24 protein-coding genes are annotated in these 22940 nt (G+C 75.9%); 11 read left to right on the forward strand and 13 right to left on the reverse strand.

The window, feature by feature from the left end:
* Positions 1-48: 48 nt before the first annotated feature.
* Positions 49-1674 (reverse strand): 3'-5' exoribonuclease YhaM family protein, encoded by a 1626-nt coding sequence (locus tag HWY08_RS19530; RefSeq protein ID WP_176068388.1) that lies wholly within the window; start codon positions 1672-1674, stop codon positions 49-51.
* Positions 1675-1739: 65 nt separating this feature from the next.
* Here HWY08_RS19530 and HWY08_RS19535 point away from each other — a divergent pair, with 65 nt between their 5' ends.
* The 8 genes from HWY08_RS19535 (at position 1740) to HWY08_RS19570 (ending at position 9399) form a co-directional block, all read left to right on the forward strand.
* Positions 1740-2381, forward strand: coding sequence for a nicotinamidase (locus tag HWY08_RS19535; RefSeq protein WP_176068390.1), 642 nt, complete (start codon positions 1740-1742; stop codon positions 2379-2381).
* 92 nt (positions 2382-2473) lie between these two features.
* A complete protein-coding gene (locus tag HWY08_RS19540; protein WP_176068392.1) occupies positions 2474-4165 on the forward strand; it encodes a hypothetical protein in 1692 nt (563 codons plus the stop codon).
* On the forward strand, positions 4149-5513 hold the full coding sequence (locus HWY08_RS19545) for an HD-GYP domain-containing protein (protein WP_176068394.1): 1365 nt from the start codon (positions 4149-4151) through the stop codon (positions 5511-5513). Before HWY08_RS19540 ends, HWY08_RS19545 begins: the two co-directional genes overlap by 17 nt.
* Positions 5514-5642: 129 nt before the next feature.
* On the forward strand, positions 5643-6119 hold the full coding sequence (locus HWY08_RS19550) for a universal stress protein (protein ID WP_176068396.1): 477 nt from the start codon (positions 5643-5645) through the stop codon (positions 6117-6119).
* 63 nt (positions 6120-6182) lie between these two features.
* A complete protein-coding gene (locus HWY08_RS19555; protein WP_176068398.1) occupies positions 6183-6626 on the forward strand; it encodes a CBS domain-containing protein in 444 nt (147 codons plus the stop codon).
* Between the two features lie 163 nt (positions 6627-6789).
* Entirely contained in the window at positions 6790-7098 is a 309-nt protein-coding gene (locus HWY08_RS19560) for a TraR/DksA family transcriptional regulator (protein WP_176068400.1), read from the forward strand.
* Positions 7099-7171: 73 nt separating this feature from the next.
* Positions 7172-7837 carry a TatD family nuclease-associated radical SAM protein gene (locus HWY08_RS19565; RefSeq protein ID WP_176068402.1) on the forward strand — a complete coding sequence of 222 codons (666 nt, stop codon included), beginning with the start codon at positions 7172-7174 and terminating at the stop codon, positions 7835-7837.
* A 116-nt stretch (positions 7838-7953) separates the two neighbouring features.
* Complete coding sequence (locus HWY08_RS19570; RefSeq protein ID WP_176068405.1) at positions 7954-9399, forward strand: sigma-54-dependent transcriptional regulator; 1446 nt, start codon at positions 7954-7956, stop codon at positions 9397-9399.
* A 14-nt stretch (positions 9400-9413) separates the two neighbouring features.
* Here the strand turns inward: HWY08_RS19570 and HWY08_RS19575 are convergent, their stop codons facing one another.
* From HWY08_RS19575 to HWY08_RS19595, 5 genes are all read right to left on the reverse strand, one after another.
* The gene (locus tag HWY08_RS19575; RefSeq protein WP_176068407.1) at positions 9414-10520 is read right to left on the reverse strand and encodes a sensor histidine kinase; all 1107 of its coding nucleotides are present in this window, start codon (positions 10518-10520) and stop codon (positions 9414-9416) included.
* On the reverse strand, positions 10517-11227 hold the full coding sequence (locus HWY08_RS19580; RefSeq protein ID WP_176068509.1) for a response regulator: 711 nt from the start codon (positions 11225-11227) through the stop codon (positions 10517-10519). The genes HWY08_RS19575 and HWY08_RS19580 overlap by 4 nt, the downstream gene beginning before the upstream one ends.
* A gap of 17 nt (positions 11228-11244) precedes the next feature.
* Positions 11245-12381, reverse strand: a complete 1137-nt coding sequence (locus tag HWY08_RS19585; RefSeq protein ID WP_176068408.1) for a sensor histidine kinase — start codon at positions 12379-12381, stop codon at positions 11245-11247.
* Positions 12382-12454: 73 nt separating this feature from the next.
* The gene (locus HWY08_RS19590) at positions 12455-12928 is read right to left on the reverse strand and encodes a CBS domain-containing protein (RefSeq protein WP_235969714.1); all 474 of its coding nucleotides are present in this window, start codon (positions 12926-12928) and stop codon (positions 12455-12457) included.
* 60 nt (positions 12929-12988) lie between these two features.
* Positions 12989-13411, reverse strand: coding sequence for a universal stress protein (locus HWY08_RS19595; protein WP_176068410.1), 423 nt, complete (start codon positions 13409-13411; stop codon positions 12989-12991).
* Between the two features lie 293 nt (positions 13412-13704).
* Between HWY08_RS19595 and HWY08_RS19600 the strand changes: the two genes are divergently transcribed.
* On the forward strand, positions 13705-14394 hold the full coding sequence (locus HWY08_RS19600; protein WP_176068412.1) for a CBS domain-containing protein: 690 nt from the start codon (positions 13705-13707) through the stop codon (positions 14392-14394).
* Between the two features lie 95 nt (positions 14395-14489).
* On the opposite strand, the gene tatA is transcribed toward HWY08_RS19600, so the two are convergent.
* Entirely contained in the window at positions 14490-14684 is a 195-nt protein-coding gene (tatA, locus tag HWY08_RS19605) for a twin-arginine translocase TatA/TatE family subunit (RefSeq protein ID WP_176068414.1), read from the reverse strand.
* Positions 14685-14740: 56 nt separating this feature from the next.
* Complete coding sequence (locus tag HWY08_RS19610) at positions 14741-15397, reverse strand: Crp/Fnr family transcriptional regulator (RefSeq protein WP_176068416.1); 657 nt, start codon at positions 15395-15397, stop codon at positions 14741-14743.
* A gap of 230 nt (positions 15398-15627) precedes the next feature.
* Between HWY08_RS19610 and HWY08_RS19615 the strand changes: the two genes are divergently transcribed.
* Positions 15628-16797, forward strand: coding sequence for a molybdopterin molybdotransferase MoeA (locus tag HWY08_RS19615; protein ID WP_176068418.1), 1170 nt, complete (start codon positions 15628-15630; stop codon positions 16795-16797).
* Positions 16794-17657, forward strand: coding sequence for a molybdopterin-guanine dinucleotide biosynthesis protein B (gene mobB / locus HWY08_RS21975; RefSeq protein WP_235969715.1), 864 nt, complete (start codon positions 16794-16796; stop codon positions 17655-17657). Before HWY08_RS19615 ends, mobB begins: the two co-directional genes overlap by 4 nt.
* Before the next feature lie 27 nt (positions 17658-17684).
* On the opposite strand, the gene HWY08_RS19630 is transcribed toward mobB, so the two are convergent.
* The 5 genes from HWY08_RS19630 to HWY08_RS19650 all read right to left on the reverse strand — a co-directional run bounded on the left by HWY08_RS19630 (position 17685) and on the right by HWY08_RS19650 (position 22940).
* The gene (locus HWY08_RS19630; RefSeq protein ID WP_176068420.1) at positions 17685-17963 is read right to left on the reverse strand and encodes a hypothetical protein; all 279 of its coding nucleotides are present in this window, start codon (positions 17961-17963) and stop codon (positions 17685-17687) included.
* Positions 17960-18355 (reverse strand): flagellar export chaperone FliS, encoded by a 396-nt coding sequence (gene fliS, locus HWY08_RS19635; protein WP_176068422.1) that lies wholly within the window; start codon positions 18353-18355, stop codon positions 17960-17962. The genes HWY08_RS19630 and fliS overlap by 4 nt, the downstream gene beginning before the upstream one ends.
* A gap of 8 nt (positions 18356-18363) precedes the next feature.
* Positions 18364-19737 (reverse strand): flagellar filament capping protein FliD, encoded by a 1374-nt coding sequence (gene fliD / locus HWY08_RS19640; protein ID WP_176068424.1) that lies wholly within the window; start codon positions 19735-19737, stop codon positions 18364-18366.
* Positions 19738-19808: 71 nt separating this feature from the next.
* Positions 19809-20639, reverse strand: coding sequence for a flagellin N-terminal helical domain-containing protein (locus HWY08_RS19645; RefSeq protein WP_176068426.1), 831 nt, complete (start codon positions 20637-20639; stop codon positions 19809-19811).
* A gap of 36 nt (positions 20640-20675) precedes the next feature.
* The gene (locus HWY08_RS19650) at positions 20676-22940 is read right to left on the reverse strand and encodes a hypothetical protein (protein ID WP_176068428.1); all 2265 of its coding nucleotides are present in this window, start codon (positions 22938-22940) and stop codon (positions 20676-20678) included.

Below are 22940 nucleotides of genomic sequence, written 5' to 3' on the forward strand. Positions count from 1 at the left end.
CGCAGTGCGGCTCCTCTCCCTGGCCCTCTCCCCGGGTGGGGGAGTGGCCTAGTGGTTCTCCCCGGCCGGCACGTCGCCCGGCGCCGGGGTCTCGGCGACGCCCGGGGTCGCCGTGGCGGGGGCGTCGGAGGGCGGCGGCGGCTCGGTGGCCGGCGGCTGCGCCTCGGCGGGCGCGGACGCCTGGGGCTCCGGGTGCGCCTCGCCGGCGCCCTCGATCTTCTGCGCCAGCGCGGCGAAGGGGTTGTGCGTGAGCGACGGGGACGCCTTCGGGCGCGCCTGCGGGCCCTTGTCGCCCGGCAGCCGCGGCCCGGTGTACCCGCGCTTGCGGTCGCCGGGGCCTCCCGCGCCGCCGGGGCCGCCCGGGCCGCCGCGGAAGCCGCCGCCACCGCCCGGGCCGCCGTGGCCGCCGGGCGCGCCGTGCGCGCGCTCGGGCCGCGGCGGGCGCTCGGGGCGCTCCCGGCGCTCCGCCGGAGCGCCCTCCTTCGGCGCCTCCGCGCCCGCGGCCGCCTCGCCCGGCGCGGCCGCCGCGGCGGCGCGCTCGGGGCGCGGCTCGGGCCGGCGCTCCTGGCGCTTGCGTTTCTGCGCGCCCTGGCCGCCGCCGGCCGGCCGCTGCTGCGGCCCGCCCTCGCGCGGCACGTAGATGACCGGGGTCATGAGCTCCGGCGGGGGCCCCTTCTTCTCGACCTGCGCCGTGGGGAGCGTCCCGCGCCAGATGTGCTGCTCGTACACGTTGTCGGAGCTGGTCCAGCGCCGGTTGCCGCCCTCGCGGCCCATGAGGTTGAGCCAGGAGTTCACGCGGCTGTCGAGCTCGTCGATCTCGTGCGTGAGGAGCGCCTCGAGCGTCATCGGCACCTTCGGCGAGCCGTACTCGAGGCGGCCGTGGTGGGCGAGCACGAGGTGCACGAGGTGGTGCTCGAGGTCGCGCGGCACGCCCGCGCGCCGCGCCTTGTCGTGGATCCACTGCGCGGTCATGACGAGGTGGCCGACCAGGCGGCCCTCGTCGCTGTACTCGACCTGCCGCTCGAAGGAGAGCTCGCGGATCTTGCCGAGGTCGTGCAGGAAGGCGCCGGCGACGAGCAGGTCGCGGTCGACCTGCGGGTAGTGATCGGCCAGCCGGTGGGCGAGCTTCAGGCACGAGACCGTGTGCTCGAGCAGGCCGCCCGGGTAGGCGTGGTGCACGCTCTTCGCGGCCGGCGCGCGGCGCAGCCGGCTGGCCACGTCGTCGTCCTCCAGGAAGGCGCGGACGAGCTTCTTCACGTTCTCGTCGCTCACCGCGTCGACGAGCGCGACGAGCTCCTTCCACGCCGCGTCCTCCTCCGGGCTCGGGCCGGTGCGCTCCGGCTTCTTCGGCTCCGGCGGCGGCGCCCAGACGAACTCGGCCGCCTCGAGCTGGGCGGGGTCGGCCTTCGTCACCTGCTCCAGGCGCAGCTGCGGCTTCCCCTGGAAGGCGCCGACCTGACCCTCGACCTCGACGAGGTCCTTCTCCTCGAAGATCTGGGCCAGCTCCTCGACGCGCTCGAACGCGCGCGCCTCGAGCTCGCCGGTCTTGTCGTGCAGCGTGACGGAGAGGTAAGCCTTGCCGCTCTTCGCGGTCGGGACGGCCTTGCGGGCGACGAGGAAGATGCTCTTCACCCGCTCGCCCTCCTTGACGTCCTTGACCCAGATCTTGTCCATGGTCCGCGGAAGCTAGCTCAGGCGCGGCGGCGAGACAACACGGTTTCCTCTATGTTCAGGGGGTGATGCGCCTCGATCCCGCCCGCGACGCCCTGCTCGTGGTGGACCTCCAGCACGACTTCCTGCCGGGCGGCGCGCTCGCCGTCCCCGGCGGCGACGAGGTGGTGGCGCCCATCGCCCGGCTCGCCCCCGCCTTCCCGACGGTGGTGGCCACCCAGGACTTCCACCCGCCCGGGCACGTGTCGTTCGCGTCCGCGCACCCCGGCCATCGCCCGTACGAGTCGCTGGCGCGCCCGCAGGGCGCGCAGGAGCTGTGGCCGGATCACTGCGTCCAGGGCACGCGCGGGGCGGCCTTGCACGAGGGGCTGCCCGACCGCGCGCTCACGCTCGTGCTCCGCAAGGGCACCCGCCGCGAGGTGGACTCCTACAGCGCCTTCCGGGAGAACGCCGGACCGGACGGCCGCCGGCCCACCACCGGGCTCGCCGCGTGGCTCGAGGCGCGCGGGGTGCGGCGCGTCTTCGTGTGCGGGCTGGCGCGCGACTTCTGCGTGCGCTGGAGCGCGCTCGACGCCGCCGAGGCCGGCTTCGAGGCGTGCGTCGTCGACGATCTCACCCGCGCCGTCTTCCCCGAGCGCCGCGCCGAGGTGGACGCGGCGTTCGCCAGGGCCGGCGTGCGCCTCGTGGCCGGCCGCGAGCTCGAGCGCTGAGCGCGCACATCGCCGCACCTCGCCCCGCCCCGCGGCCACGCGATTGACGGCGCCGCGCGGGCAGGGTTCGATCGCCCCCAGGAAGCCCACCCGTGGCCCCCGTCCGCTCACCCCCCGCCGCGGTCCCCGCCGAGCGCCCGGCCGCGTCGCCCGTGGCGCAGGCCGCCGCCGGCGTGCTGCTCGCGCTCTCGCGCGCCGCCCGGAGCTTCGTGCTCTACGACGCCGGGAACGCGGTGGTGCGGCAGCTGCTCGCCGACTACCGGGACCGCGCACGCGACGCGCTCTCCGCCTTCGGCGCGCTGGCGATCGAGGTGCGCCCGTTCGAGCTGGCGGTGGCGGGCGAGGTGGTCTACCGCGAGCCCGATCGCGAGAAGTCGCTCGCGTTCCGCCTCTTCCGCGACGGCGTGCGCCGGCTCACCCTGCAGCCCTCGGTGAGCTGGGACGAGCTCCTGCAGCTGCTCCAGATCCTGGCGGTGCGCTACACCGCGGTGCGGCAGCAGGAGGAGGACATCGTCACCCTGCTGCGCAAGGCGGAGTTCGGCGGGATCACGATCGAGGCGGTGGAGGGCTTCACCCCCTCCGAGGAGAACCCCGAGCCCGAGCTCGACGAGCAGGCGCAGCGCGCCGCGCGCGCCCAGCCGCCCGCCGGCTGGGACACGCCCCTGCCCCGGCTGCCGCAGCCCGCGCCGATCGCCTTCCGCGAGGTGCCGGAGGCGGAGCTCGCCGCGCTGCGCGCGCAGGCGAGCGACGAGCAGGAGGCGGTGGCCGAGCTGGCGCTGTCGCTCGCGCGCGACCTGCTCGCCGAGGCGTCCCGCGCCGGCTGGCCGCTGCCGAACCCGGACCTCTCCGCCTTCTTCGCCGAGCTGCGCGACGCGCTCCTCGCCGACGGCGAGCTCGAGTCGCTGCGGCGGCTCATCGACCTCATCGGCGACACCGGGGGCGGCGAGCTCCGCGAGGCCACGCTGCGAGGGCTGGGCGACGCCCGCACCCTGGACCTCGTGCTCGCCTCCGTGCCGGAGGACGCCGCCCAGCTCCCGCCCGCGCTGGTGCCGTTCCTGCCGCTCCTCGGGATCGAGGCGGCGCTCGACCGGCTCCTGCCGGACGCCGGCACGTCCGAGCCGCGGCAGCGGCTGCTGCTGCGGATCGTGCTGGCGCGCCTGCCGCGCGAGGCGGACGCGGTGCTGGCGCGCCTCTCCGCCTTCGACCCGCGCCTCGCCCGCGAGCTGGCCCGCGGCATCGTGGCGCGCGCGCCGGAGCGGGCGAGCGAGGTGGCGCGCCAGCTCCTCGGGCAGCAAGACGCCGCGCTCCGCCTGGAGGGGCTCGCCGCGCTCGAGCGCGCGTCCGGCGCCTTCCCGCTGCGCCCGGTCTGCGACCTGCTCACCGACCCGGCGTTGCCGGTGCGCGTGCGCGCCGCCGAGCTGCTCGGCCGCCACGGCGACGCGGCGGTGCTCGAGCCGCTGCGCGCGCAGCTCGAGGGCAAGCGCGAGCTCCCGCCGGAGGAGGCCGAGGCGCTGGGCCGGGCGCTGGCGCAGGTGTCGCCGATCTTCGCCGGCCGCCTCTTCGCGGGCTGGCTCGACCCGAAGGCGCGCTTCCTGCGCGGCCTGTCCGCGCAGCAGCGGACCCTGCAGTGGGCGGCGGTGGCGGGGGAGGGCGAGCTGCCGGGTCCGGAGGCGGAGGCGCTGCTCGCCGGGCTCGCCGAGCGCGGCGAGCCGGAGCTGCGGCGCCACTGCCTGGCGGTGCTGGCGCGGCGGAGGAAGGGGGCCGGGCATGCCGGTGCGCCTTGACGAGGAGCTGGCGCGCGCGCAGTCGAGCCTCTCGCGCGCCATCGGCCGGGCGCGCGCCGGCGAGGACCGGGAGCTCGCGCAGAAGGTCCGCGAGGGCGGCGAGGCGCTGGCGAGCGTGCTGTGCGGGCTGCTCAAGATGAGCCGCGTGCACGCCGCCGACAACCGCGCCTTCGACGCGCCGGTGGCGGAACTCTCGCGCGTGGTCGCCGGCCTGCACGAGCTGCTCGGGACGCTCCAGCTCGTCACGGTGGAGGACCAGGTCTACCTGAACGACTTCCGGGTGCGCACCGAGGGCAAGGCCGGCGTGCGCGACCTGGGCGCCGAGCTCGCCAAGCACAACGTGGGCGGGGTCGCGGTGCACGCCCCGCTCGACGGGCCGGCGGTGCGCGCCCTGGTGACCGCCTTCGCGGAGCGGCCGGCCGAGTCCGGGCCGCGCACGGCGCTCGCGGCGGGCCTCGCCATGCGCGGGGTGCGCGCGGTGGAGCTCCTGCCGCGCTTCCGCTTCCGCGCGCAGAGCGAGGGGGAGCAGGCGGCGATCGACCCGGCCGAGGCGCTGCGGCGCGCGCTCCGCCTGTGCGAGGAGAGCTTCGACCAGCTCGCCGCCGGGCGGGTGGTGAACCCGCTCCCCCTGCGGCGCGCGGTGGTCGAGCTGATCACGGTCGGCCCGGCGACGCCCGAGCTGTGGGAGCACCTCGGCGAGGCGCTGCCGCACGCCAGCCACGCGGCGACGGTCGCCCTGCTGGCGCTGCTCGTCGGCCGCGCCGCCGGCTTCGGCCAGGCGGTGCTCCAGGACCTGGGGCTGGCCGCCCTGCTCCACGACACCGGCTACGCCCAGCTTCCGGCCGAGGTGGCCCAGGGCCCGGACGGCCTCGCGCGGCATCCGGGGGAGGGGGCGCGCATCCTCCTCCGGCAGCGCGGCTTCAACGCGGCCAAGCTGCGGCGCCTGCGCGCCGTGCTCGATCACCACCGCGATCACGCCGCGCCGGGAGGCGCGCCCTCGATCCTGGGCGAGATCCTGCGCCTCGCCGAGGACTACACGACGCTGCTCCGCCTGCACGGCGCGCGCATCTCGCCCGCCGACGCGCTCGGCGCGATGGCGCGGGCGGCGGGCCGGCTCTACCAGCCGGCGCTCGTGCAGCTCCTGGTGAACGTCCTCGGCCGATACCCGCCCGGGACACTGCTGGAGCTGGACGACGGTCGGTACGCGCGGTCCATCTCGCCCGTCCGCAGCCGCGAGACGTTCGCCCAGCCGTTCGTGCGGGTCTACGACCTGCGCACGCGCGCGCTCAGCGCCGAGCGGCTGGACCTGGCGCTCTGCGGCGCGGTGCGGCGGACCCTCCCCGGGTGACCGCCCGCGATCCCTTTCGAGGCCGTCCACTGAGAGTGGCATGGCGCTTGGGTAGGACAGGTCTCCTGGGCCTCCGCCTGCACGCTTTGCGCGCGGCGCGGGGCCGCGACTCCGGGGGAGGAAGAACCGATGACCTCGATCAAGCGCATCCTGGTCCCGATCGACTTCTCGCCCTCGTCCCGGGCGGCGCTCGGCCACGCGCTCGCCCTGCGGTCGGCGTTCGGGGCCGGCGTCAGCGTGCTCCACGTCCACGAGCCTTCGGGGTTCGTAGGGGCCGACTCGCTCGCCCTCATGCCCATCGATCACCCGAGCGGGCGCTGGGAGCTGGTGCGCGTCGAGATCCTGCGCGAGCTGGAGCAGTTCCTGGGAATCGAGCGGCCCGGGCTCGACGAGGTGCGCGTCGAGGCGGGGGTGCCCGCGGACGTCATCCCGGAGGTGGCGCGCGACGGGGGCTTCGACCTCGTGCTCATGGGCACGCACGGGCAAGGGCCCGTCTCGCGCCTGGCGCTGGGGGGCGTGGCGGAGGCGGTGGTGCGCAAGGCGCACTGCCTGGTCATGACGCTGCGCCTGCCCGGCCGCGTCGCGCGCGAGGCGCTCTGCATGTAGCCCCTGGCGCCTCCTCGGCGCGGCGGTGGCCTCCCCCTTGCTATCCGACCCGGTGGGGGGGAGATGCCCAAGCACACGGTGCAGCGGTACATGACGGTGAGCCCGGTCGTGATCCCGAGCCACCGGACGCTCGCCGACGCGCACCAGCTCATGCGCGAGCGCGGCATCCGGCACCTCCCGGTGGTCGAGGGCGCTCGGCTCGTCGGCGTCGTCTCGCAGCGCGACCTCTACCTCATCCAGACGCTCCGCGGCGTCGACGCGGGCGCCGAGCCGGTCTCCGAGGCGATGAACGCCGAGCCGTACGCCGTGCCCCCCGAGGCGCCGCTGGAGGAGGTGGCGCGCGAGATGGCGGCCCACAAGTACGGCGCGGCGGTGGTGGTGCAGCGGGGCGAGGTGGTCGGGATCTTCACCACCGTCGACGCGCTGCGAGCCCTCGCCTCGGTGCTCCGGCGCGGCCGCCCTGCGGCCCCGCCGCGCCCTCCGGCGCGGGCGACCGAGCCGCGGTGAAGTCGCGGCGCGGGGACGCAAGCCGTGCGTCGGCCGCCGGGGGCAGCGCAACCTTGGCGTGACAAACTGCGGGAATTCGCGGGATTAGGCCCCGGCATGCGGCGTGTAAAGGCGGGTGGGCGCGAAAGGAAGAGGCCCTGCCGCCTTCGAAGGTCACGCCGAAATGAGCCGTATTGAAGCCGAGGCCCGCAACCTCCTGCTCAAGCGCCGCGAGTCGCTGTGCCGGGGGCCCATGGAGTCCCAGCGGGGCGACCCCACCTCGAGCTGGCGCGACTGGGAATCCCAGGTCGAGCCGATCGCCGAGCCGGCGCGGCGCGAGCTGGCGGACATCGAGGAGGCGCTCCGGCGCATCGAGGAGGGCAGCTACGGGCGCTGCGTGGCGTGCGGCGGCCCGATGGGCCTGCAGCGCATCCGCGCCATCCCCGAGGCGCGCTACTGCGTCACCTGCAGCGGGCACCGCGACCTGGGCTGATCGCGTGAGCGCCGCGGCGGTGCTTCACCCCGGGAGGGTGGAGATCGCCCTGCAGGCGCGTTAGACCCTGGCGGTGGACGAACACGCTCCCGGCACCTCGACGGTCTACGCCTACCCCCTCGGCGACGCGCTCTACCTGAACGTCACGAGCGCGTGCACGCTGGCGTGCACCTTCTGCCCCAAGATCCGCGACGACGACTGGGTAGTGGGCGGCTTCGACCTGAAGCTGCGCGGCAATCCGACGGCCGACGAGGTGTGGGCCCAGGCGCTCTCCGCCGGGCTGTCCGGCCGCTCCGAGGTGGTCTTCACGGGGCTGGGCGAGCCGACGCGGCGCCTGCCGGTCGTGCTGGAGCTGGCGCGCCGGCTCCGGGCGGCTGGGGTGCGGCGCATCCGACTCGACACGGATGGGCTGGCGAGCCTGCGCGAAGGGCGCGACGTCGTCCCCGAGCTCGTGGCGGCCGGCCTCGACGCGGTGAGCGTCTCGCTCAACGCCCCGGACGCCGCCACCTACGCCCGCATCTGCCCGAACCGGTTCGGCGAGCGCGCGTACGCGGCCTGCCAGGAGTTCATCCGCGCCTGCGTCGCCGCGCGGCTCGAGACGGCGGCGAGCTGCGTGGCCCTCCCGGAGCTCTCGGAGGCGGCCTGCCGCGCCGTCGCCGAGGGGCTCGGGGCGCGGTTCCGCTGGCGGCCGTACGATCGGCTCGGCCGCTTGCCCGAGCCCAAGGCGCAACCTGCCTGAGGGCCGCGCGTCTTCACGCGGCGCGCGGGCAAACCTGCTGGACCCGCGCACAAAACCCGTGCATAACATGCGGCGGCGCGCATCATTTGCGGAGCTGCGCCGCCTGAAAGGCAGGCATGACCGTCGGCAAGACCGGCCCGCGCGCGACCAAGGAGCGCATCCTCGTCGTCGACGACGAGCAGAACGCCCGGGTGGCGCTCAGGACCATCCTCTCCGAGGAGGGGTACGAGATCGCCGAGGCGGCGGACGGGGAGGAGGCGCTGGCGCTGCTGGCCGGCTTCGCCCCCGCCGCCATCCTGGCCGACGTGCGCATGCCGCGCATGGACGGGCTCACGCTCCTGAAGCGCGCCCGCGAGGCGGGCTCGGACGCGGTGTTCGTCATGATGACCGCGTTCGCGAGCGTGGAGGCCGCCGTCGAGGCGATGCGGTCCGGGGCCGAGAACTACCTGGTGAAGCCGCTCGACGTGAACGCGGTGCTGGTGGTGCTCGAGAAGGCGCTCGAGAAGCTCCGGCTGCAGCGCGACACCGCCAACCTGCGCGAGCGCGTCCGCGAGCGGTACCGCTTCCACAACATCGTGGGCGACGCGCCCGAGCTGCAGGCGGTCTACGAGGTGGTGAAGCGCGCCGCGCCCACCAAGGCCACCGTGCTCATCCTCGGCGAGTCCGGCACGGGGAAGGAGCTCATCGCCCAGGCGCTGCACGAGGAGTCGCCGCGCCACGACAAGCCGTTCATCAAGGTGAACTGCGCCGCGCTGTCCGAGACGCTGCTCGAGAGCGAGCTCTTCGGGCACGAGAAGGGCTCGTTCACCGGCGCCATCGGCCGCAAGGAGGGGCGGTTCGAGCTGGCCGACGGCGGCACGCTCTTCCTCGACGAGATCGGCGACATCTCGCCCACCCTGCAGATCAAGCTCCTGCGCGTCCTGCAGCAGAAGGAGTTCGAGCGCGTCGGCGGCACCCAGACCATCAAGGTGGACGTGCGGGTGGTGACGGCCACGAACCGCGACCTCGCCGCCGAGGTGAAGACGGGGAAGTTCCGCGAGGACCTCTACTACCGGCTCAACGTGGTGGCGGTGACGCTGCCGCCGCTGCGCGCGCGCAAGGGGGACATCCCGGCGCTCGTCTCGCACTTCGTGGAGAAGTACTCGAAGGCCTACGGCAAGGAGATCCGCGGCCTCGCCCCCGGCACGCTCAACGCGCTGCTCAGCCACGACTGGCCGGGCAACGTGCGCGAGCTGGAGAACGTGGTGGAGCGCGCGGTGGTGCTGTGCAAGGGCCCCGAGCTCACCGCCGACGACCTCCCGCCCACCCTGCGCGGCCCGCGCCCCCGCGAGCGCGCCCCCGGCGCCCTCATCCCCGGCGCCACCCTCTACGAGATCGAGCGCGAGGCCATCCTGCGCACCCTGGAGATGGTCGGCGGCTCGACCTCCCGCGCGGCCGAGATCCTCGGCATCAGCGTCCGCAAGATCCAGTACCGCCTGAAGGAGTACGCCGGGGGCGCCCCTCCGGCCGACCACGCCGAGACCGAGGGTGCCGGCGACGGCGGGCCGGAGCGCGCGGAGTAGGGCAGGGCGGGGAGCTACCGCGCCGCCGGCAGCCGGAGCGCGAAGCGCGCGCCGCCGCCCGGGGCGTCCTCGATGGTGATGCTGCCGCCGTGCTGCACCACGATGGCGTGGACGATGGAGAGGCCGAGCCCGGAGCCCTGCGCCTTGGTGGTGAAGAACGGCTCGAAGATGCGGTCGCGCAGCTCCGGCGCGATGCCGGGCCCGGAGTCGTCCACGTAGATCGCCACCTCGCCGGAGGCCGGCTCCTCGACCTGGCAGGAGACGCGCACCGTCCCGCCGCGGCCGACCGCGTCGAGCGCGTTGAGCGCCAGGTTCATCACCACCTGCCGCAGGCGCTCCTCGTCGCCCGCCACCCGCGGCACCGGCTGGAGGTCGCGCTCGAGCGCGATGTGGCGCCGCTCCGCCTCGCCCTCCAGGAGGTCGAGCACCTTGGTGAGGACCGTCGCCACCTCCACCGGGTGCGGCTGGAACTCGCGCGGGCGGGCGAACTGGAGGAAGTCCTCGAGGATGTGGTCGAGCCGCCGGATCTCGTCGCGCACGAGCTGGAGCGGCTCGAGCAGGGGCGGCTGGGTGGCCGCCGGCAGCCGCTGCAGGCGGCGCTCGAGGACGGTGAGCTGGAGCGCGGCGGCGTTGAGGGGGTTGCGGATCTCGTGGGAGAGCCCGGCCGTCATCGTCCCCACCGCCGCCAGCTTCTCGGCCATCTGGGCGCGGCGCGACAGCTCGCGCTTCTCGCCGTGCAGCCGCACCTGCCGCATCGCCTGCTCGACGGTGACGAGCAGCTCCTGGGTGGCGCACGGCTTCACCAGGTAGGCGCAGGCGCCGGCGCGCACCGCCGCCACCGCCGACTCCAGGGTGGCGAAGCCGGTGAGGAGCACCACCTCGCCGTCGGGGGCCACCTCCTTGAGCTGCGGCGCGAGCGCGGTGCCGTCGCCGTCGGGGAGCCGCAGGTCGACGAGCGCCACGTCGAAGCCCTGCTCGCGCGCGCCGTGCAGCGCCTCGGCGCAGGTGCCGTGCCCGCGCACGGCGTAGCCGGCCTCCTCCAGGATCTCGGTGAGGTTCTCGACCAGGGTGGCGTTGTCGTCCACGACGAGGACGCGCGGGCGGTCGTGCAGCTGGCTCATGCGCGGCTCCCGTGCGGCGAGGCGTGGCGCCGCTCCACCTCGGCCAGCAGGGCGGCGGTGTCGAACGGCTTCGCGAAGACCGCCGCGGCCGGCACCGGCGGCGGCGCGTCGTAGGCGCTCTGCACGATGAGCGGCAGGCCCGGGTACTTGGCCGCCAGCCGCAGCATCGCCTCGCCGTCCGGGCCCCCGGGCAGGCGCAGGTCGACGAGCGCGCAGCACGGCACGACCGGGCCGAGCCGGTCGGTCTCCAGCACCGAGGCGGCGGTGACGGCCGAGAACCCGCGCGCGCGGAGCGCCTCGCACAGGTTGTCGCGCAGCGCCGCGTCGTCCTCGACCACGGCCACCAGGCCCCCGCGGCGCGCCACCGCGAGCAGGTCGAGCAGGCGCGCGATCGGGACCGGCTTCGACAGGACCGCCAGCAGCCCCTCCCGCCGCGCCGCCTCGAGCTCGCGGTCCTCCACGTGCGCCGTCACCACCAGGGCCGGCAGCTCCGGGTCGACGCGGCGGATCCGGTGCACGAGTTCGGCGCCGCCCATGAGCGGCATGCGCATGTCGGTGACGAGCGCGTCGAAGCGCCGCCGCGCCACCTGCTCCAGGGCCGGCCCGCCGCCCTCCGCCACCGTCACCTCGGCCCCCTGGTCGCGGAGGATCTCGCCCAGGTTCTCCGCGAAGGCGCGGTTGTCGTCGACGATGAGGTAGTGGCGCATGGCCGTCGAGGCGGAGGTCACGCCGGCAGGTGCACCAGGAAGCGCGCGCCGCCGCCGGCCGGCGGCTCGTAGGCGACCGAGCCGCCGTGCCGCTCCACGATGCGCTTCACGAGCGCGAGCCCCAGGCCGATGCCGCGCTCCTTGGTGGTGATGAGCGGCTCGAAGAGGCGGCGCGCCACCGCCGGGTCGACCCCCGGCCCGCTGTCCTCCACCGCCACGGTGATCCGGCCGTCCTCGCGGCTGGCCGCGATGGACACCGCGCCCGCCGGCGAGGCCGCCTCGACCGCGTTGGAGAGCAGGTTCACGAACACCTGCCGGAGCTGCCCCGGATCGCCCTCCACCTCCAGGCCGGCCAGCCCCTCGGCGCGGAACCGCATCGCCTCCGGCCGCATCACCGCGTCCACCGCGCCCGCCACCACCTGCTCGAGCCGCACGCGCTCCTTCACCAGCGGCCGGTTGCGGATCATGTCGAGCAGGTTGGTGATGATGCCGTTCGCCACGCCCAGCTGGTCGCCGATGCGATCGAGGTGCTTCTTCACCCGCTCGTCGGCGCCGACCCGGCCGCGCAGGATGAAGAGCGAGGTCTCGATGACGCCGAGCGGGTTGCGCAGGTCGTGGCCGATGGAGCCCACCAGCTGGCCGAAGGTGGCGAGGCGCTCCGCCCGCGCCGACTGCGCCACCAGGTCCTCCCGGAAGGTGTGCAGCATCACCGCCAGCTCGAGATCGAGGATGCGTCCCAGCGCCTCCCGGACGGTCTTCAGCGCGTCCGGGGAGGTGCGGTAGGTGTCGTCCACGATGGCGTTGAGCTCGCGCCGGACGACGTTCATGGCGCCGAACATGTAGTGCTGCGGCAGCTCGATGCGGACGTGGTAGCGGCCGATCCGGGAGCGGTTCTGGTAGTAGGCCTCGTCCCATGGCCCGCGCAGGAGGGTGTCGAGCCAGCGCTGGAGGGTGATCTTGAGGTGCCCGACCTGGCTCTCTCCGCCGGTGAGAGAGCGCTTCGCCCCCTCGTGGCCGAGGATGGTGGCGTAGAACACCTCGGCCACGGCAGGGAAGTGCGGCGCGGCGGACGCGTGCAGCGCACGCAGCGCGCGCTCGTCGACCTCGCTCCAGCCGACGTACCGCTTGAGCTCGTCGAACAGGGTCTCTTCCATGCCTGGAAGGGTTGTAGGGCTTCGCTTGCCCGAGATCAATTCAACCGACGGGGCAGGCGCTCGCTTCTCGGGCTCAGGCGCGCGTCGAGCCCTGCACCGCCTCGGCCACCAGGTCGAGGTCCTGCACCATGTCGGCTGCGAACCGGACGAAGTCCGCCTCGGTGATGATCCCGAGGAGGGCGCCGTCGTCGCCGCAGACCGGCAGGCAGCCGTACTTCCTCTCGAGCATCACGCGCGCGGCGCGGACGAGGGAGGTGGTCGGGCTGACCGTCACCGGCTCGCGGACCATGATCTCGCTCGCGGCGGTCGTGCGCGCCGGCCGGGTCGCGGAGGCGCGCAGGAGATCGCGCTGGGTGACGAGGCCGACCAGCTTCCCGTCCCGCACCACCGGGAGGTGGCGGATCGCGCCCAGGCGCAGCATCTGCTCGGCGAGCGCCAGATCGTCGGTCTCCTTCAGCGTGACGAGCTCGCGGGTCATGAAATCGCCCACGCGGAGCGTGCGCACCCCGCTCTCCGCCGCCGGCGCCGCCTCATCGGGTTGCTGCATCGCGCACCTCCTTCGGGCCGGCTCCTGCCCGGAAGGCGCGATGCTGCCACATCCCGAGCGCTACCGCACCACCAGGACCGGCTTCGGGCTGATGTGCACCAGGCGGTCGGTCACGCTGCCGAGCAGCATGCGCGCGACCGCGCCGCGGCCCCGGCTGCCCGCCACCACCAGGTCGACGTCGCTCGCCTGGGCCGCCTCGGCCAGGCACTCCGCGGGCGCGCCGGACAGGACGAGCGTGTCGGCCTGGACGCCCGACTCGGCGAGCTGGCCCTCCGCATGGGCGAGCAGCTTCTCGGCGTAGGCGCGGTGGTCGGCCTCGACGTCGGCGGTGGTCAGTCCGTACGCGTCCGGCGGCAGGACCAGCCGCGGAACGACGTAGGCGAGCGTCAGCTTCGCCCCGAACCGCATCGCGATCTCCGTCGCCATCTGCGCCGCCTTGGTCGCGGGCTCGGAGCCGTCGATCCCCACCAGGATGCGCTTCATGACCTGCCTCCTCTCCACGAGGACTGACGTACAAGGGGGATGCCGAGGGCGGTGGCCACCGCGGCGCGGCAAGCCTCTCACGCGCCGTGCGGTCGCCTGCGCCGGTCCCTCCGCCGCACGTCCGGCGCACGGCAGAAGGTGCGGCACCTCCCGGCTCGCCGCAGAATTCGCAGCTCCCGGTTGGGGCGCGGGTGGTTCGCGCCCCCCCGGAGCGGCGGATGGCCTGGAGCTTGTAGGGAGGGGCTCCGCGCCCGCGTGCCGTGCAAGCCTTTCGGGCGACCAGGAGAGACGACATGCCCCAGACCACCCACCCGGCCGGGCGCGGCCGCGACCTCAGCGTGATGACGCTCGAGATCGCGGGCGCCGCGAGCACGCGCACCCTGTCCGCCGTGCTCTGCCCGCGCGAGCAGCGCGCCAAGCCCCTCGACGACTGCCTGCCGTGCGTCGACAGCCAGGGCGAGGCGCGCGATCCGGGCGCGCGCCCGGGATTCGTCGAGTGCCTGGGCGAGGGCCCGGCGCGGGCGGCACCGGCGCGCGAGCCGGGCGATCCCGAGGCCTCGCTCGCGGACCGGACGCCGGTGCAGGCCGTGATGACGCGGGTGGTGATCGCCGTCCAGGCCGACCTGCCGCTCGAGCGGGCCCGGGCGCTGTTCCTGGAGCGGGGGATCGGCGGCGCGCCGGTTGTGGACGACGCCGGCAAGCCGCTCGGGATCCTCTCCAAGACCGACCTGCTGCGCGCGGGCGCCGGGCGCCCGGGGGGGACGGTGGCCGACGAGATGAGCCGGAACGTGCTCACCCTGCCGGAGCAGGCGCCCATCTCCGAGGCGGCGGCGCTGCTGGCGGCGGAGGGCGTCCACCGCGCGCCGGTGGTGGGGCGCGAGGGCCGGGTGGTCGGGATCGTCACCGTCCTCGACCTGCTGCGCTGGCTCGCCCAGCAGGACGGGCAGCTCATGCCCTCCGGCCACAGCCTGCAGGCACGCTGAGCCCGGGCGAGCCGGACCCCCGAAGCACCGCGGCCCGCCGGACGCCTCGAGGAGGCGCCCGCGGGCCGCGCGGCGTTTCAGGGACCGGGCTCGCGCTACTTCGCGCGGACGGTCGTCTCTTCCTTGGCGGCCGGCTCGGGCTCGTCGGACTTCGCCTCGCGGAGCGCGCGCCGGAAGCTCCGGACGCTCTCGCCGAGGCCCTTGCCCAGCTGGGGCAGCTTGTTGCCGCCGAAGAGCAGCAGCACGGCGAGGAGGATGAGGAGCAGCTCTGGGAGTCGGAGACCGAACATGAAGGGACCTCGGGGTGACGGCGGCCGCGCGCGGCGGCAGCGACCTTATAACCCGGTCAGGCGTTCGCGTCTTCCGTCGCGATGGCCGCCAGCCGGCGGGGGTCGAGGACGCGCACGCCGCGCGAGGCGTCGACCACCCCGTCGCGCTCGAGGCGGGTGAGGCAGCGCGAGAGCGTCTCCGGCCGCATCCCGAGGAGGCGCGCCACGACCTGCTTGCGGACGGCGTTGGGGCGATCGGCGAGGAAGCGCGCGTGCGCCAGGGCGAAGCGCGCCACCCGCGACAGGCAGTCGCCCTGCCGGTAGTTCACCTCGTCGCGCTGCAGCTTGCCCTCGGTGAGGAGGAGGTCGAGCACCGCGCGCGCCGGGCTCCGATCGGGGCCGACCCAGCTGCTCATCTGATCGCCCGCGATCCCGCACAGCTTCACCCGCGAGAGCGCGCGCACCTCGTAAGGCGAGGGGTCGCCGCGCAGCGACTCGGTGCACAGGAGCGAGGCCGGGCCGCGGAGCGTGAGGAGCACCTCGCTCCCGCGCGGGCTGACGGCGGAGAGCGAGACGAAGCCCTCCTTCACGAAGTAGACGGTGCGCGGCCGCTCCCCCTGGGCGCAGAGCGTGGCCCCCGCCTCGCGCGCCGTCGGGGTGAACCGGCAACGCCCTGCCGAGGCTACGCCAAGCGAGCAGACGTTGCAGTCGTTCACCGGCGCGGTCGAGAGCACGGGAGACCTCCAGGGTAACTTCGCTTGATCGCCGTCGCTTTGCATGAGCTAGGCCCGCGTAACTACGGAGAATCAGGGGGTGCGACATGCAGGCCTTGCGCTTTGGCCCGGATCAACGCGGGTGTTACGCAACGTTTGCGATCCAGGGAGGGGCTCGCACGGTGAGCGCGAGGGCAGGCGGAGGGCGACGCGGCCGGCCGCGCGCGGGCCGGATTCACTAAGATGGCGCGATGGACAAGCTGGACCGGATTCGCCTGGCCGTGATGGAGGGCCTCGCGCCCCTCCCGACCGAGCGCGCCCCGCTCGCGGCGGCGGGGGGCCGCTGGCTGGCGCACCCGGTCGCCGCGGTCCGTCCCGCGCCGCCCGAGACCTGCTCCGCGATGGACGGCTGGGCGGTGCGCTCGGCCGACGTCCACGGCGCGGCGCGGCTGCGCGCGGGGCGGACGATCTTCGCGGGCGAGCTCCCGGGGGCGCCGCTCGCCCCAGGCGAGGCGATCCGCATCTTCACCGGCGCCCCGCTGCCGCCGGGCGCGGACGCGGTGGTGCGCGAGGAGGCGGCGCGCGAGGCCGCGGGCGAGGTCGAGCTGCGGGACGCGGCGCGCCCGGGGGAGAACGTGAGGCTGGCGGGCGAGGACGTCGCGGCGGGGGGGCTCGCGCTGGACGCCGGGCGGCGGCTCGGTCCGCGCCAGCTCGCGCTGCTGGCCGCGGTCGGCGTGGAGGAGGTCCAGGTCGTGCGCCGCCCGCGCGTGGCGCTCCTCTCGACCGGCGACGAGGTGCTCTCCGGCCGCACGCCGGACTCGAACGGCGTGGCGCTGGCGGGCGCGCTCCGCGCCCTGGGCGCGGATGTGGCGCCCGAGCGCGTCGGCGACGATCTCGACCGGCTGGCGGCGGCGCTCGAGCGCGCGCTCGCGTCGGCCGACGCCGTGGTGACGATCGGCGGCGTCTCGGTGGGCGCTCACGACCACGTCCGGGCCGCCGTGGAGCGGGCCGGGGGCGAGGTCCGGGTGCACGGGGTGCCGATGAAGCCCGGGAAGCCGTTCCTGTTCGCCCTCGCGCGCGAGAAGCCCGTCTTCGGCATGCCCGGGAGCCCCTCCGCGTGCCTGGTCGCGTTCGAGGTCTTCGCGCGCCCGGCGCTGCTGGCGCTCGCCGGCGCCGCGCGGCGCTTCCGCCGCGCGCTCGCCCTGCCGCTGGCCGAGCCCGCCGGGGGCCGCCCGGGCCGCGCGCGCTTCCTGTGGGCGGCGGTGGAGGACGACGGGCGGGTGCGCCCGATCGGCCGCGACGCCGCCCAGGTGCGGGGGCCCGCGCTGGCCGACGCGCTCGTCCGGCTGCCCGAGGCGACGGGAGAGCTCCCCGCCGGCGCGCCCGTCGAGACGTGGCTGCTCGAGGAGGAGGCGCGGTGAAGCGCCCGCCCGTGCTGGCCTTCTCCGGGGCGAGCGGCTCCGGCAAGACGACCCTGCTCGTGAAGCTCATCCCCGCGCTGCGGGCGCGGGGCCTCGCCGTGGCGGCGCTCAAGCACTCCGGCCATGAGCACCCGTTCGACCGCCCGGGGAAGGACAGCGCCCGCCTGCGCGGGGCGGGCGCGCTGGCGGTGGCGCTCTCGGGCCCGCGCGAGGTCGCCTACTTCGGGCCACCCCGGCGCGCGCTGGCGGAGCTCGTCGCGCTGCTGCCGCCCTGCGACCTCGTCCTGGCCGAGGGCTTCAAGCGCGAGCGCGTCCCCCGGGTGGAGGTTCACCGCGAGGCGATCGACCGGGCGTTCCTGTGCGCGCGCGACCGGGGGGTGCTGGCGGTGGTGAGCGACGTCGAGCCGCCCCGCCCGCTGCCCTGGTTCGCGGCCCGGGAGGTGGAGGCGCTGGCCGAGTGGGTGGCGCGCTGGGCGAAGGGGGGCGAGCGCGCGCTTGCCCTCCCCAGGAAGCGTGCTCAACGTTCGACTCGCAGCTCAGACGAGGTGCGGGAGAACGGCATGGCGAGGACCACCACCAAGAAGACGGGCGCCCGCCGCGGCCGCGCCGGCGCGCGCGCGAGCGGCCCGAAGCGGCGCCGGGCCACGAGCCGCGCCCGGGCGAGCGGGGGCGGCGCCACGGTGCGCGAGGCGGGACGCAAGGGCGGCCGCCGCACGCTGGAGCGGCGGGGGCCGGAGTTCTACTCCCGCATCGGCCGCAAGGGCGGCAAGTCGAGCGGCGGGTCGCGCCGCGCCGCCGCCGCGGCGCGCGCGGGGCGCAGCGCGAGCCGCAAGGGCGGCCGCAGCTCGCGCACCCGCTGACGCGCGCGGGGCGAGCGGTACGGGCGCTCAGGGCCGGCGGTAGGCGCTGACCGCGCGCCGGGCCGCGCCCGCCGACTCGAGCGCCTGCTCCAGCGTGGCGCGCGCGCGGGCGGCGCTCTGGCCGCAGCGGGCGTGGAGCGCCGTCAGCTCCGCGAGCGCCGCGGGCGCGACGCGCTCGCCGCGCGCCTCGGCCTCCTGGCAGGCCCGGCTCGCCTCGCCCATGGCGGCCGCGGCGCCGGGCGCGTCCCCCGCCTCGAGGGCGGTGGCGGCGCGCTCGAGCGCGCCGGCGAGCGCCTCCGCGATCACGGCCTCGCCGCCCCGGCCTGCTCGGCCTGGAGCTGCTGGACCGCGCGCGCGAAGCCGTCGGCCACCGGCGCGAAGACGCGCTCCGCCTCGCGCGCCAGCCCGGCGTCGCGCCGCGCGTTGGCGAGCAGGAGCCGCTCCGAGACGAAGGTGTAGATCTGGCCCAGCTGCTCGCCCAGCTTCGGGTGGCGCGCGGCGTCGAAGGTGGAGTCGAGCTCGGCGACGATGTCGCCCGCCCGCGCCAGCGCCTGGTTCGCGTCGGCGTGCCGGCCCTGGTCGAGCGCGGTGGCGCCGCTGCGCATGTGGCGCAGCGCCGCCTCGAAGAGGAGGACCATCAGGCGCTCGGGGGAGGCGGTCTCGGTCTGGGCCTGGGCGTAACGGCGGGTCGGGTTCATGAGGGGGCTCACTTGGAGGTGCTCTGAGAGGCCTGGGAGGAGAGGAAGCTGCCGACGGTCTTCCACTGGCTGACCACCGACTCCATGGCGGTGAACTGCGCCTGGAGCGTCGCGTGGTAGGCGTCGAGCCGGCTCTGCAGCGTGGCGGCCTGGTCGTCCATCTGCTTCACGCGGTCCTGCAGGCCGGACTGCGCCAGCGAGAGGAGGCCGCTCGCCGGCAGCGTGTACTGGTCCACCGCGGCGCCCACCACCGCCGCGAGGCCGGTGGAGGCGGTCGAGAAGAGGGCGTCCACCGAGGAGGGCGAGCGCGCCACCGCGGCCGCGAGCGCCGTCGAGTCGAGCGTGAGGGTGCCGTCCCGGTTGGTCTTGATCCCCAGGTCGGACAGCGTCCGCACCGTGCCGAGCCCGGCGACCTGCTGGCTGCCGAGCCCCTGCAGGCGCTGCTGCAGCCCGCGGACGGTGGCGTCGCCGGCCAGCGTCTGGGCGCGGTCGGTGTTCGCCGCCGGGGAGAGCTCGGTCTGCACGATCTGGATGACCGCGTTGTAGGCGTCGACGTAGCCCTGGAGCTTCCTGGCGGTGCCCGAGACGTCGTTGGCGAGCGTGAGCGTCTCGGCGGAGCCCTTCGAGGCGAGCGCGAGGGTGACGCCGGGGAGCGCGTCCGAGACCGTGTTGGAGGTGCGGGTGAAGGGGAGGCCGTCGAGGGTGAAGCTCGCGTTGGCGGGGTCCTGCGTGGCCGCGAGGCCCAGCGCGTGGCCCTGGGTCCCGGTGGAGGTCTCGGTGAGGACGAGCGCCTGCTTCGGATCCGAGCCGACCGCGTAGCCGGTGTCGCGCTTGGTGACCGAGAGGTACCTGTTCGTGCCGTCGTCGAGCACCACCGCCGTCACGGGCGCGCCGGAGGCCTGGATGGCCGCCGCGACGTCGGCCAGGCTGGCGCCGTCCTTCCACGCGGCGGTGGGGTAGTGCTTCCCGTCCACGGCCAGGTCGAGCGAGCCGCCGGTCACGGTGACAGCGCTGGCGAAGCCCGCCGAGCGCGCCTTGGCCGCCGCGGCGAGCCCGGTCACCTGGAGGTCGTAGGAGCCGGCCGCGGCCCCCGCGCCGGTGGTGGCGGTGAAGGAGGTGTTGGAGCTGGTGACGCCGACCGCCAGCGCGCCGCCGGTCCCGAGGGCCTGGGCCGCGCTCTTCAGCGCGGACAGCCTGGAGGCGATGCTGCCGAGGGTCGAGATCTGCGACTGGTAGGCGGACTGCTGCTTCTGCAGGAGCGTCAGCGGCTGCTGCTGCAGCGCGACCAGCCCGTCGATGATGGAGGCGCTGTCGAGGTTTGAGGCGAGGCCGCCGGCGGTGAAGCTGGGGCTGGTGCTGCTGCTCGACGTGACGGTGCTCATCCTGCCTCCATGGAGCCGCCCCGCGGCGGGTCGCGCCGCGGGGCGGGTTCAGCCGAGAGGGTCCGCGGGTGCTACCCGAGGAGCTTCAGGGCCATCTGCGGCATCTGGTTCGCCTGGGCGAGGACGGAGACGCCGGCCTGGGCGAGGATGTTGGCGCGCGTCATGTTGGCCGTCTCCTGGGCCACGTCGACGTCGCGGATGCGGCTGTTGGCGGCGGCCGTCGCCTGGGCGAAGGTCTGCACCGCGTTGATGGCGCTCTGCAGCCGGTTGCCGACGGCGCCGAAGGTGGCGCGCTTGGTCGAGAGGGTGTCGAGCGCGGAGTCGATGGTGTCGAGCGCGCTGACCGCGCCGGCCTTCGTGCTGAGGTCGAGGCTGCCGATGGAGAGGCCGCTGGCGGTCACGTCCACCGAGGAGACGCCGATGACGTCGTTCGTGCCGCTGGAGCCGATGCCGACGTGGAAGTCGAGGGTGGTGGCCGAGCCCGACAGCAGGGCGACGCCGTTGAACTTGGTCGAGTTGGCGATGCGGTCCACTTCGCTCGAGAGCTGGCTGCGCTCGGTGTCGATCATCGACGAGCGCTGCGAGTCGGTGACGCCGTCCGAGGAGGCCTGCATGGCCAGCTCGCGCATACGGGTCAGGATGTTCGAGATCTCGTTGAAGCCCGCCTCGGCGGTCTGCCCGACCGAGAGGCCGTCGTTGGCGTTGCGGACGGCCTGGTTGTAGCTCTTGTACTGGGCGTCGAGCGAGGTGCTGATGCCGAGGCCGGCGGCGTCGTCGCCCGCCTTGGTGATGCGGTAGCCGGACGAGAGCTTCGACAGCGACGAGTCGAGGGAGAGCTGCGTCTGGGACAGGTTTCGCTGCGCGTCGAGCGAAGCCACGTTGGTGCGAATCGAGAGCGACATGGGATCTCCTGGTGGCGGGCGACGTTGTGTTCGCCCTCACCCCTCTCTTCGGCGCGTGGCGGCGGTTCGATAAGCGGCGAGCGCGCGGCGGAGGTGGGTGCGCAGGCGACGCCGCGCGAGCCCCGCGGCGTAGAGCGCCAGCAGCGGCGAGGCGGGGGCGCCGCGCGCCTCGACCGCCACCGCGCTGACGGCGACGAGCCCCTCCGCGCCAGCGGACCAGCGCGACAGGAGCGCCTCCGCCGCGGCGCCCCAGCCCAGCCTGCTGCGGCCGCCGAACCGCTCCCCCTCGATCTCCACCTCCACCCACGGCAGCGCACCTCGCACCGCGATCGGCGCCTTGCGGCCGGGCGGGCCGGCCCGCCGCACCGCCGCCTCGAGGTCCTCGGAGAGGCGCACCGCCAGCGAGGCCGGGGGCGTCCCGCCGCGGACGAGCGCGCGCGCCTCGCGCAGGCGCTCCTCGAGATCGGCCAGCGCCACCTCCTCGCGGAGGTGCCCCCCGCTCGCGTCGGCGTAGAGGAGCGCGGCGCCCCCGTCCTGCGCGAGCGACACCCGGCACTGCAGCACGCCCGGGTCGCGCGCGCGGAAGGCGCGCCGCTCGCCGGTGGAGATGGAGATGTCCGGCGCGTGCGGGTCGGGCGTGAAGACGCGCGGCCGCGCCGCGAAGCGCGCCAGCGGGTACACCCGGACGCCGCGCCCCAGCGTGAGGAGCACCTCGCCGCCCGCCTCGATCGCGGCCGGGCCGGGGAAGGAGGGATCGCGGAGCAGCGCGGCGACCTGCGCCAGGCGCGCGGCCACCGGCCGGGCGGCGCTGCGGGAGGCCACGATCTCCAGGCTCGCGCCGGCCTGAGCGCGCGCCAGCACGGCGCGCACGGCCTCGCCGGCCGCCAGCAGCCGGCCGCTGGGCCGGCGCCCGGGGACGGCGCGCACGGCCAGCGCCCCGTCCAGCTCCAGCGCGCGCCCGGGGCCGCGGTTGAGGAGGTCGAGCGGCGGGCCGGGGCGCGCCGCGCCGCCCGCGATGGGCAGGAGCAGCAGGGCGGGCTCGTCGCGCGGCCGCACCACCCGCAGCGCGAGCTCGCGCCAGTCCTCGTCGAGCGCCGCGTGGAGCGGCGCCGCGGCGCGGGCGGCGGGCGGGCGCGCCGCGTCGGCCGCGGCGACGATCGCGACCGCCCGCAGGCGCGCCTGCACCGGCGAGGCGCCGCGGCCCAGCACCTCGCCGCCGCGGAGTCGCACCTCGTACCCGCGGGCCGCGCGCATCGGCTCGAGCCGCAGCTGGCCCGCCGCCGCCAGCTCGGCGAGGCTGGCCCCGAGGGCCGGCAGGAGCAGGCGCGGCAGGCCGGGGCCGAGCGCCTCGAGCCAGAGCCGCTGCGAGGAGCGGTCGATGTGGCCGAGGCGCGAGGCGCGGATGGCGCGGGCGCAGGCGAGCGCCAGGGCCCGCCCGTGCTCGAGCAGGCGCCCGAGCTCCGCGCCGCCCCGCGCGAGCCGCACCGCCTCCTCCAGCGGGGCGCCCAGGCCCGGGAAGAGCCCCGCCCAGCCGAGGCAGAAGGCCTCGGTGCCCGCCAGCCGCCGCAGCGGCACCCCGTGGGCGAGCAGCGCGACCGCCGCGTCGAGCGGACCGGGACCGCGCGCGCGGGCCATGAGCGAGAGCGCCAGCGTCGCCGCCGGGAGGTTCGCCTGGACTGCCAGGGCCGAGGCGGTGAGCGCCGGGAGCGGGCGCCGCGTCGTCTCGAGCGAGGCCCAGGCCTCGGGCGAGAGCCGCCCGCCGAGGAGCGCGCCGAAGGCCATCGCCCGCTGGGCGACCTCCAGGTCGTGCTCCAGGCGGGCCGGATCGTAGATCACCGCCCGCACCGCCGCCCCGCCCGCGGCCAGCAGCTGCTCCGCCGCCTCGAGCCGCTCCTGCAGCCGGCCGAGGTCCTCGATGGGCAGGTCCCGCCGGACGAGGACCAGGGCGTCCAGTCCGGCCGGCCCGGGGAGGGCCAGCAGCGCCTCGGCGGCGCACCGGCCGCGCTGGGCGCGGTGGGGGGGCGGCAGCCCGAAGGCGCGCGCCAGGCTCGCCCAGCCGCGCCGGTACCGCAGGCCGGCCAGGCCGGGCGCGTCGCCGCGGACCCCCGCGCGCTCGAAGCTGGCGTGGAGGAGCACCGGCAGGAGCCGGGCGCCGGCGGCCACCCGCGGTGGGAGGACGCGCGGGAGCCGGCGGGCGCGCTCGCGCAGCAGCGCCGACACGGCGCGCCGCGCGTCCTCGCCGAGCGGGCCGTGCCCGGCGGGCGCGAGGCGCGGCTTCGCCAGGTCGGGACCGCGCGCCAT

Source organism: Anaeromyxobacter diazotrophicus (genome assembly GCF_013340205.1).
GTDB lineage: Bacteria > Myxococcota > Myxococcia > Myxococcales > Anaeromyxobacteraceae > Anaeromyxobacter_A > Anaeromyxobacter_A diazotrophicus.

Excerpts from the sequence above, each read along its gene's own strand:
- fliS (WP_176068422.1), bottom strand. The coding sequence starts at position 18,355 with ATGAACCCGACCCGCCGTTACGCCCAGGCCCAGACCGAGACCGCCTCC.
- HWY08_RS19575 (WP_176068407.1), bottom strand. The coding sequence starts at position 10,520 with ATGAGCCAGCTGCACGACCGCCCGCGCGTCCTCGTCGTGGACGACAAC.
- tatA (WP_176068414.1), bottom strand. The coding sequence starts at position 14,684 with ATGTTCGGTCTCCGACTCCCAGAGCTGCTCCTCATCCTCCTCGCCGTG.
- HWY08_RS19585 (WP_176068408.1), bottom strand. The coding sequence starts at position 12,381 with ATGGAAGAGACCCTGTTCGACGAGCTCAAGCGGTACGTCGGCTGGAGC.
- HWY08_RS19550 (WP_176068396.1), top strand. The coding sequence starts at position 5,643 with ATGACCTCGATCAAGCGCATCCTGGTCCCGATCGACTTCTCGCCCTCG.
- HWY08_RS19615 (WP_176068418.1), top strand. The coding sequence starts at position 15,628 with ATGGACAAGCTGGACCGGATTCGCCTGGCCGTGATGGAGGGCCTCGCG.
- fliD (WP_176068424.1), bottom strand. The coding sequence starts at position 19,737 with ATGAGCACCGTCACGTCGAGCAGCAGCACCAGCCCCAGCTTCACCGCC.
- HWY08_RS19590 (WP_235969714.1), bottom strand. The coding sequence starts at position 12,928 with ATGCAGCAACCCGATGAGGCGGCGCCGGCGGCGGAGAGCGGGGTGCGC.
- HWY08_RS19545 (WP_176068394.1), top strand. The coding sequence starts at position 4,149 with ATGCCGGTGCGCCTTGACGAGGAGCTGGCGCGCGCGCAGTCGAGCCTC.
- HWY08_RS19555 (WP_176068398.1), top strand. The coding sequence starts at position 6,183 with ATGCCCAAGCACACGGTGCAGCGGTACATGACGGTGAGCCCGGTCGTG.
- HWY08_RS19560 (WP_176068400.1), top strand. The coding sequence starts at position 6,790 with ATGAGCCGTATTGAAGCCGAGGCCCGCAACCTCCTGCTCAAGCGCCGC.
- HWY08_RS19570 (WP_176068405.1), top strand. The coding sequence starts at position 7,954 with ATGACCGTCGGCAAGACCGGCCCGCGCGCGACCAAGGAGCGCATCCTC.
- HWY08_RS19530 (WP_176068388.1), bottom strand. The coding sequence starts at position 1,674 with ATGGACAAGATCTGGGTCAAGGACGTCAAGGAGGGCGAGCGGGTGAAG.
- HWY08_RS19645 (WP_176068426.1), bottom strand. The coding sequence starts at position 20,639 with ATGTCGCTCTCGATTCGCACCAACGTGGCTTCGCTCGACGCGCAGCGA.
- HWY08_RS19580 (WP_176068509.1), bottom strand. The coding sequence starts at position 11,227 with ATGCGCCACTACCTCATCGTCGACGACAACCGCGCCTTCGCGGAGAAC.
- HWY08_RS19600 (WP_176068412.1), top strand. The coding sequence starts at position 13,705 with ATGCCCCAGACCACCCACCCGGCCGGGCGCGGCCGCGACCTCAGCGTG.
- HWY08_RS19535 (WP_176068390.1), top strand. The coding sequence starts at position 1,740 with ATGCGCCTCGATCCCGCCCGCGACGCCCTGCTCGTGGTGGACCTCCAG.
- HWY08_RS19650 (WP_176068428.1), bottom strand. The coding sequence starts at position 22,940 with ATGGCGCGCGGTCCCGACCTGGCGAAGCCGCGCCTCGCGCCCGCCGGG.
- HWY08_RS19595 (WP_176068410.1), bottom strand. The coding sequence starts at position 13,411 with ATGAAGCGCATCCTGGTGGGGATCGACGGCTCCGAGCCCGCGACCAAG.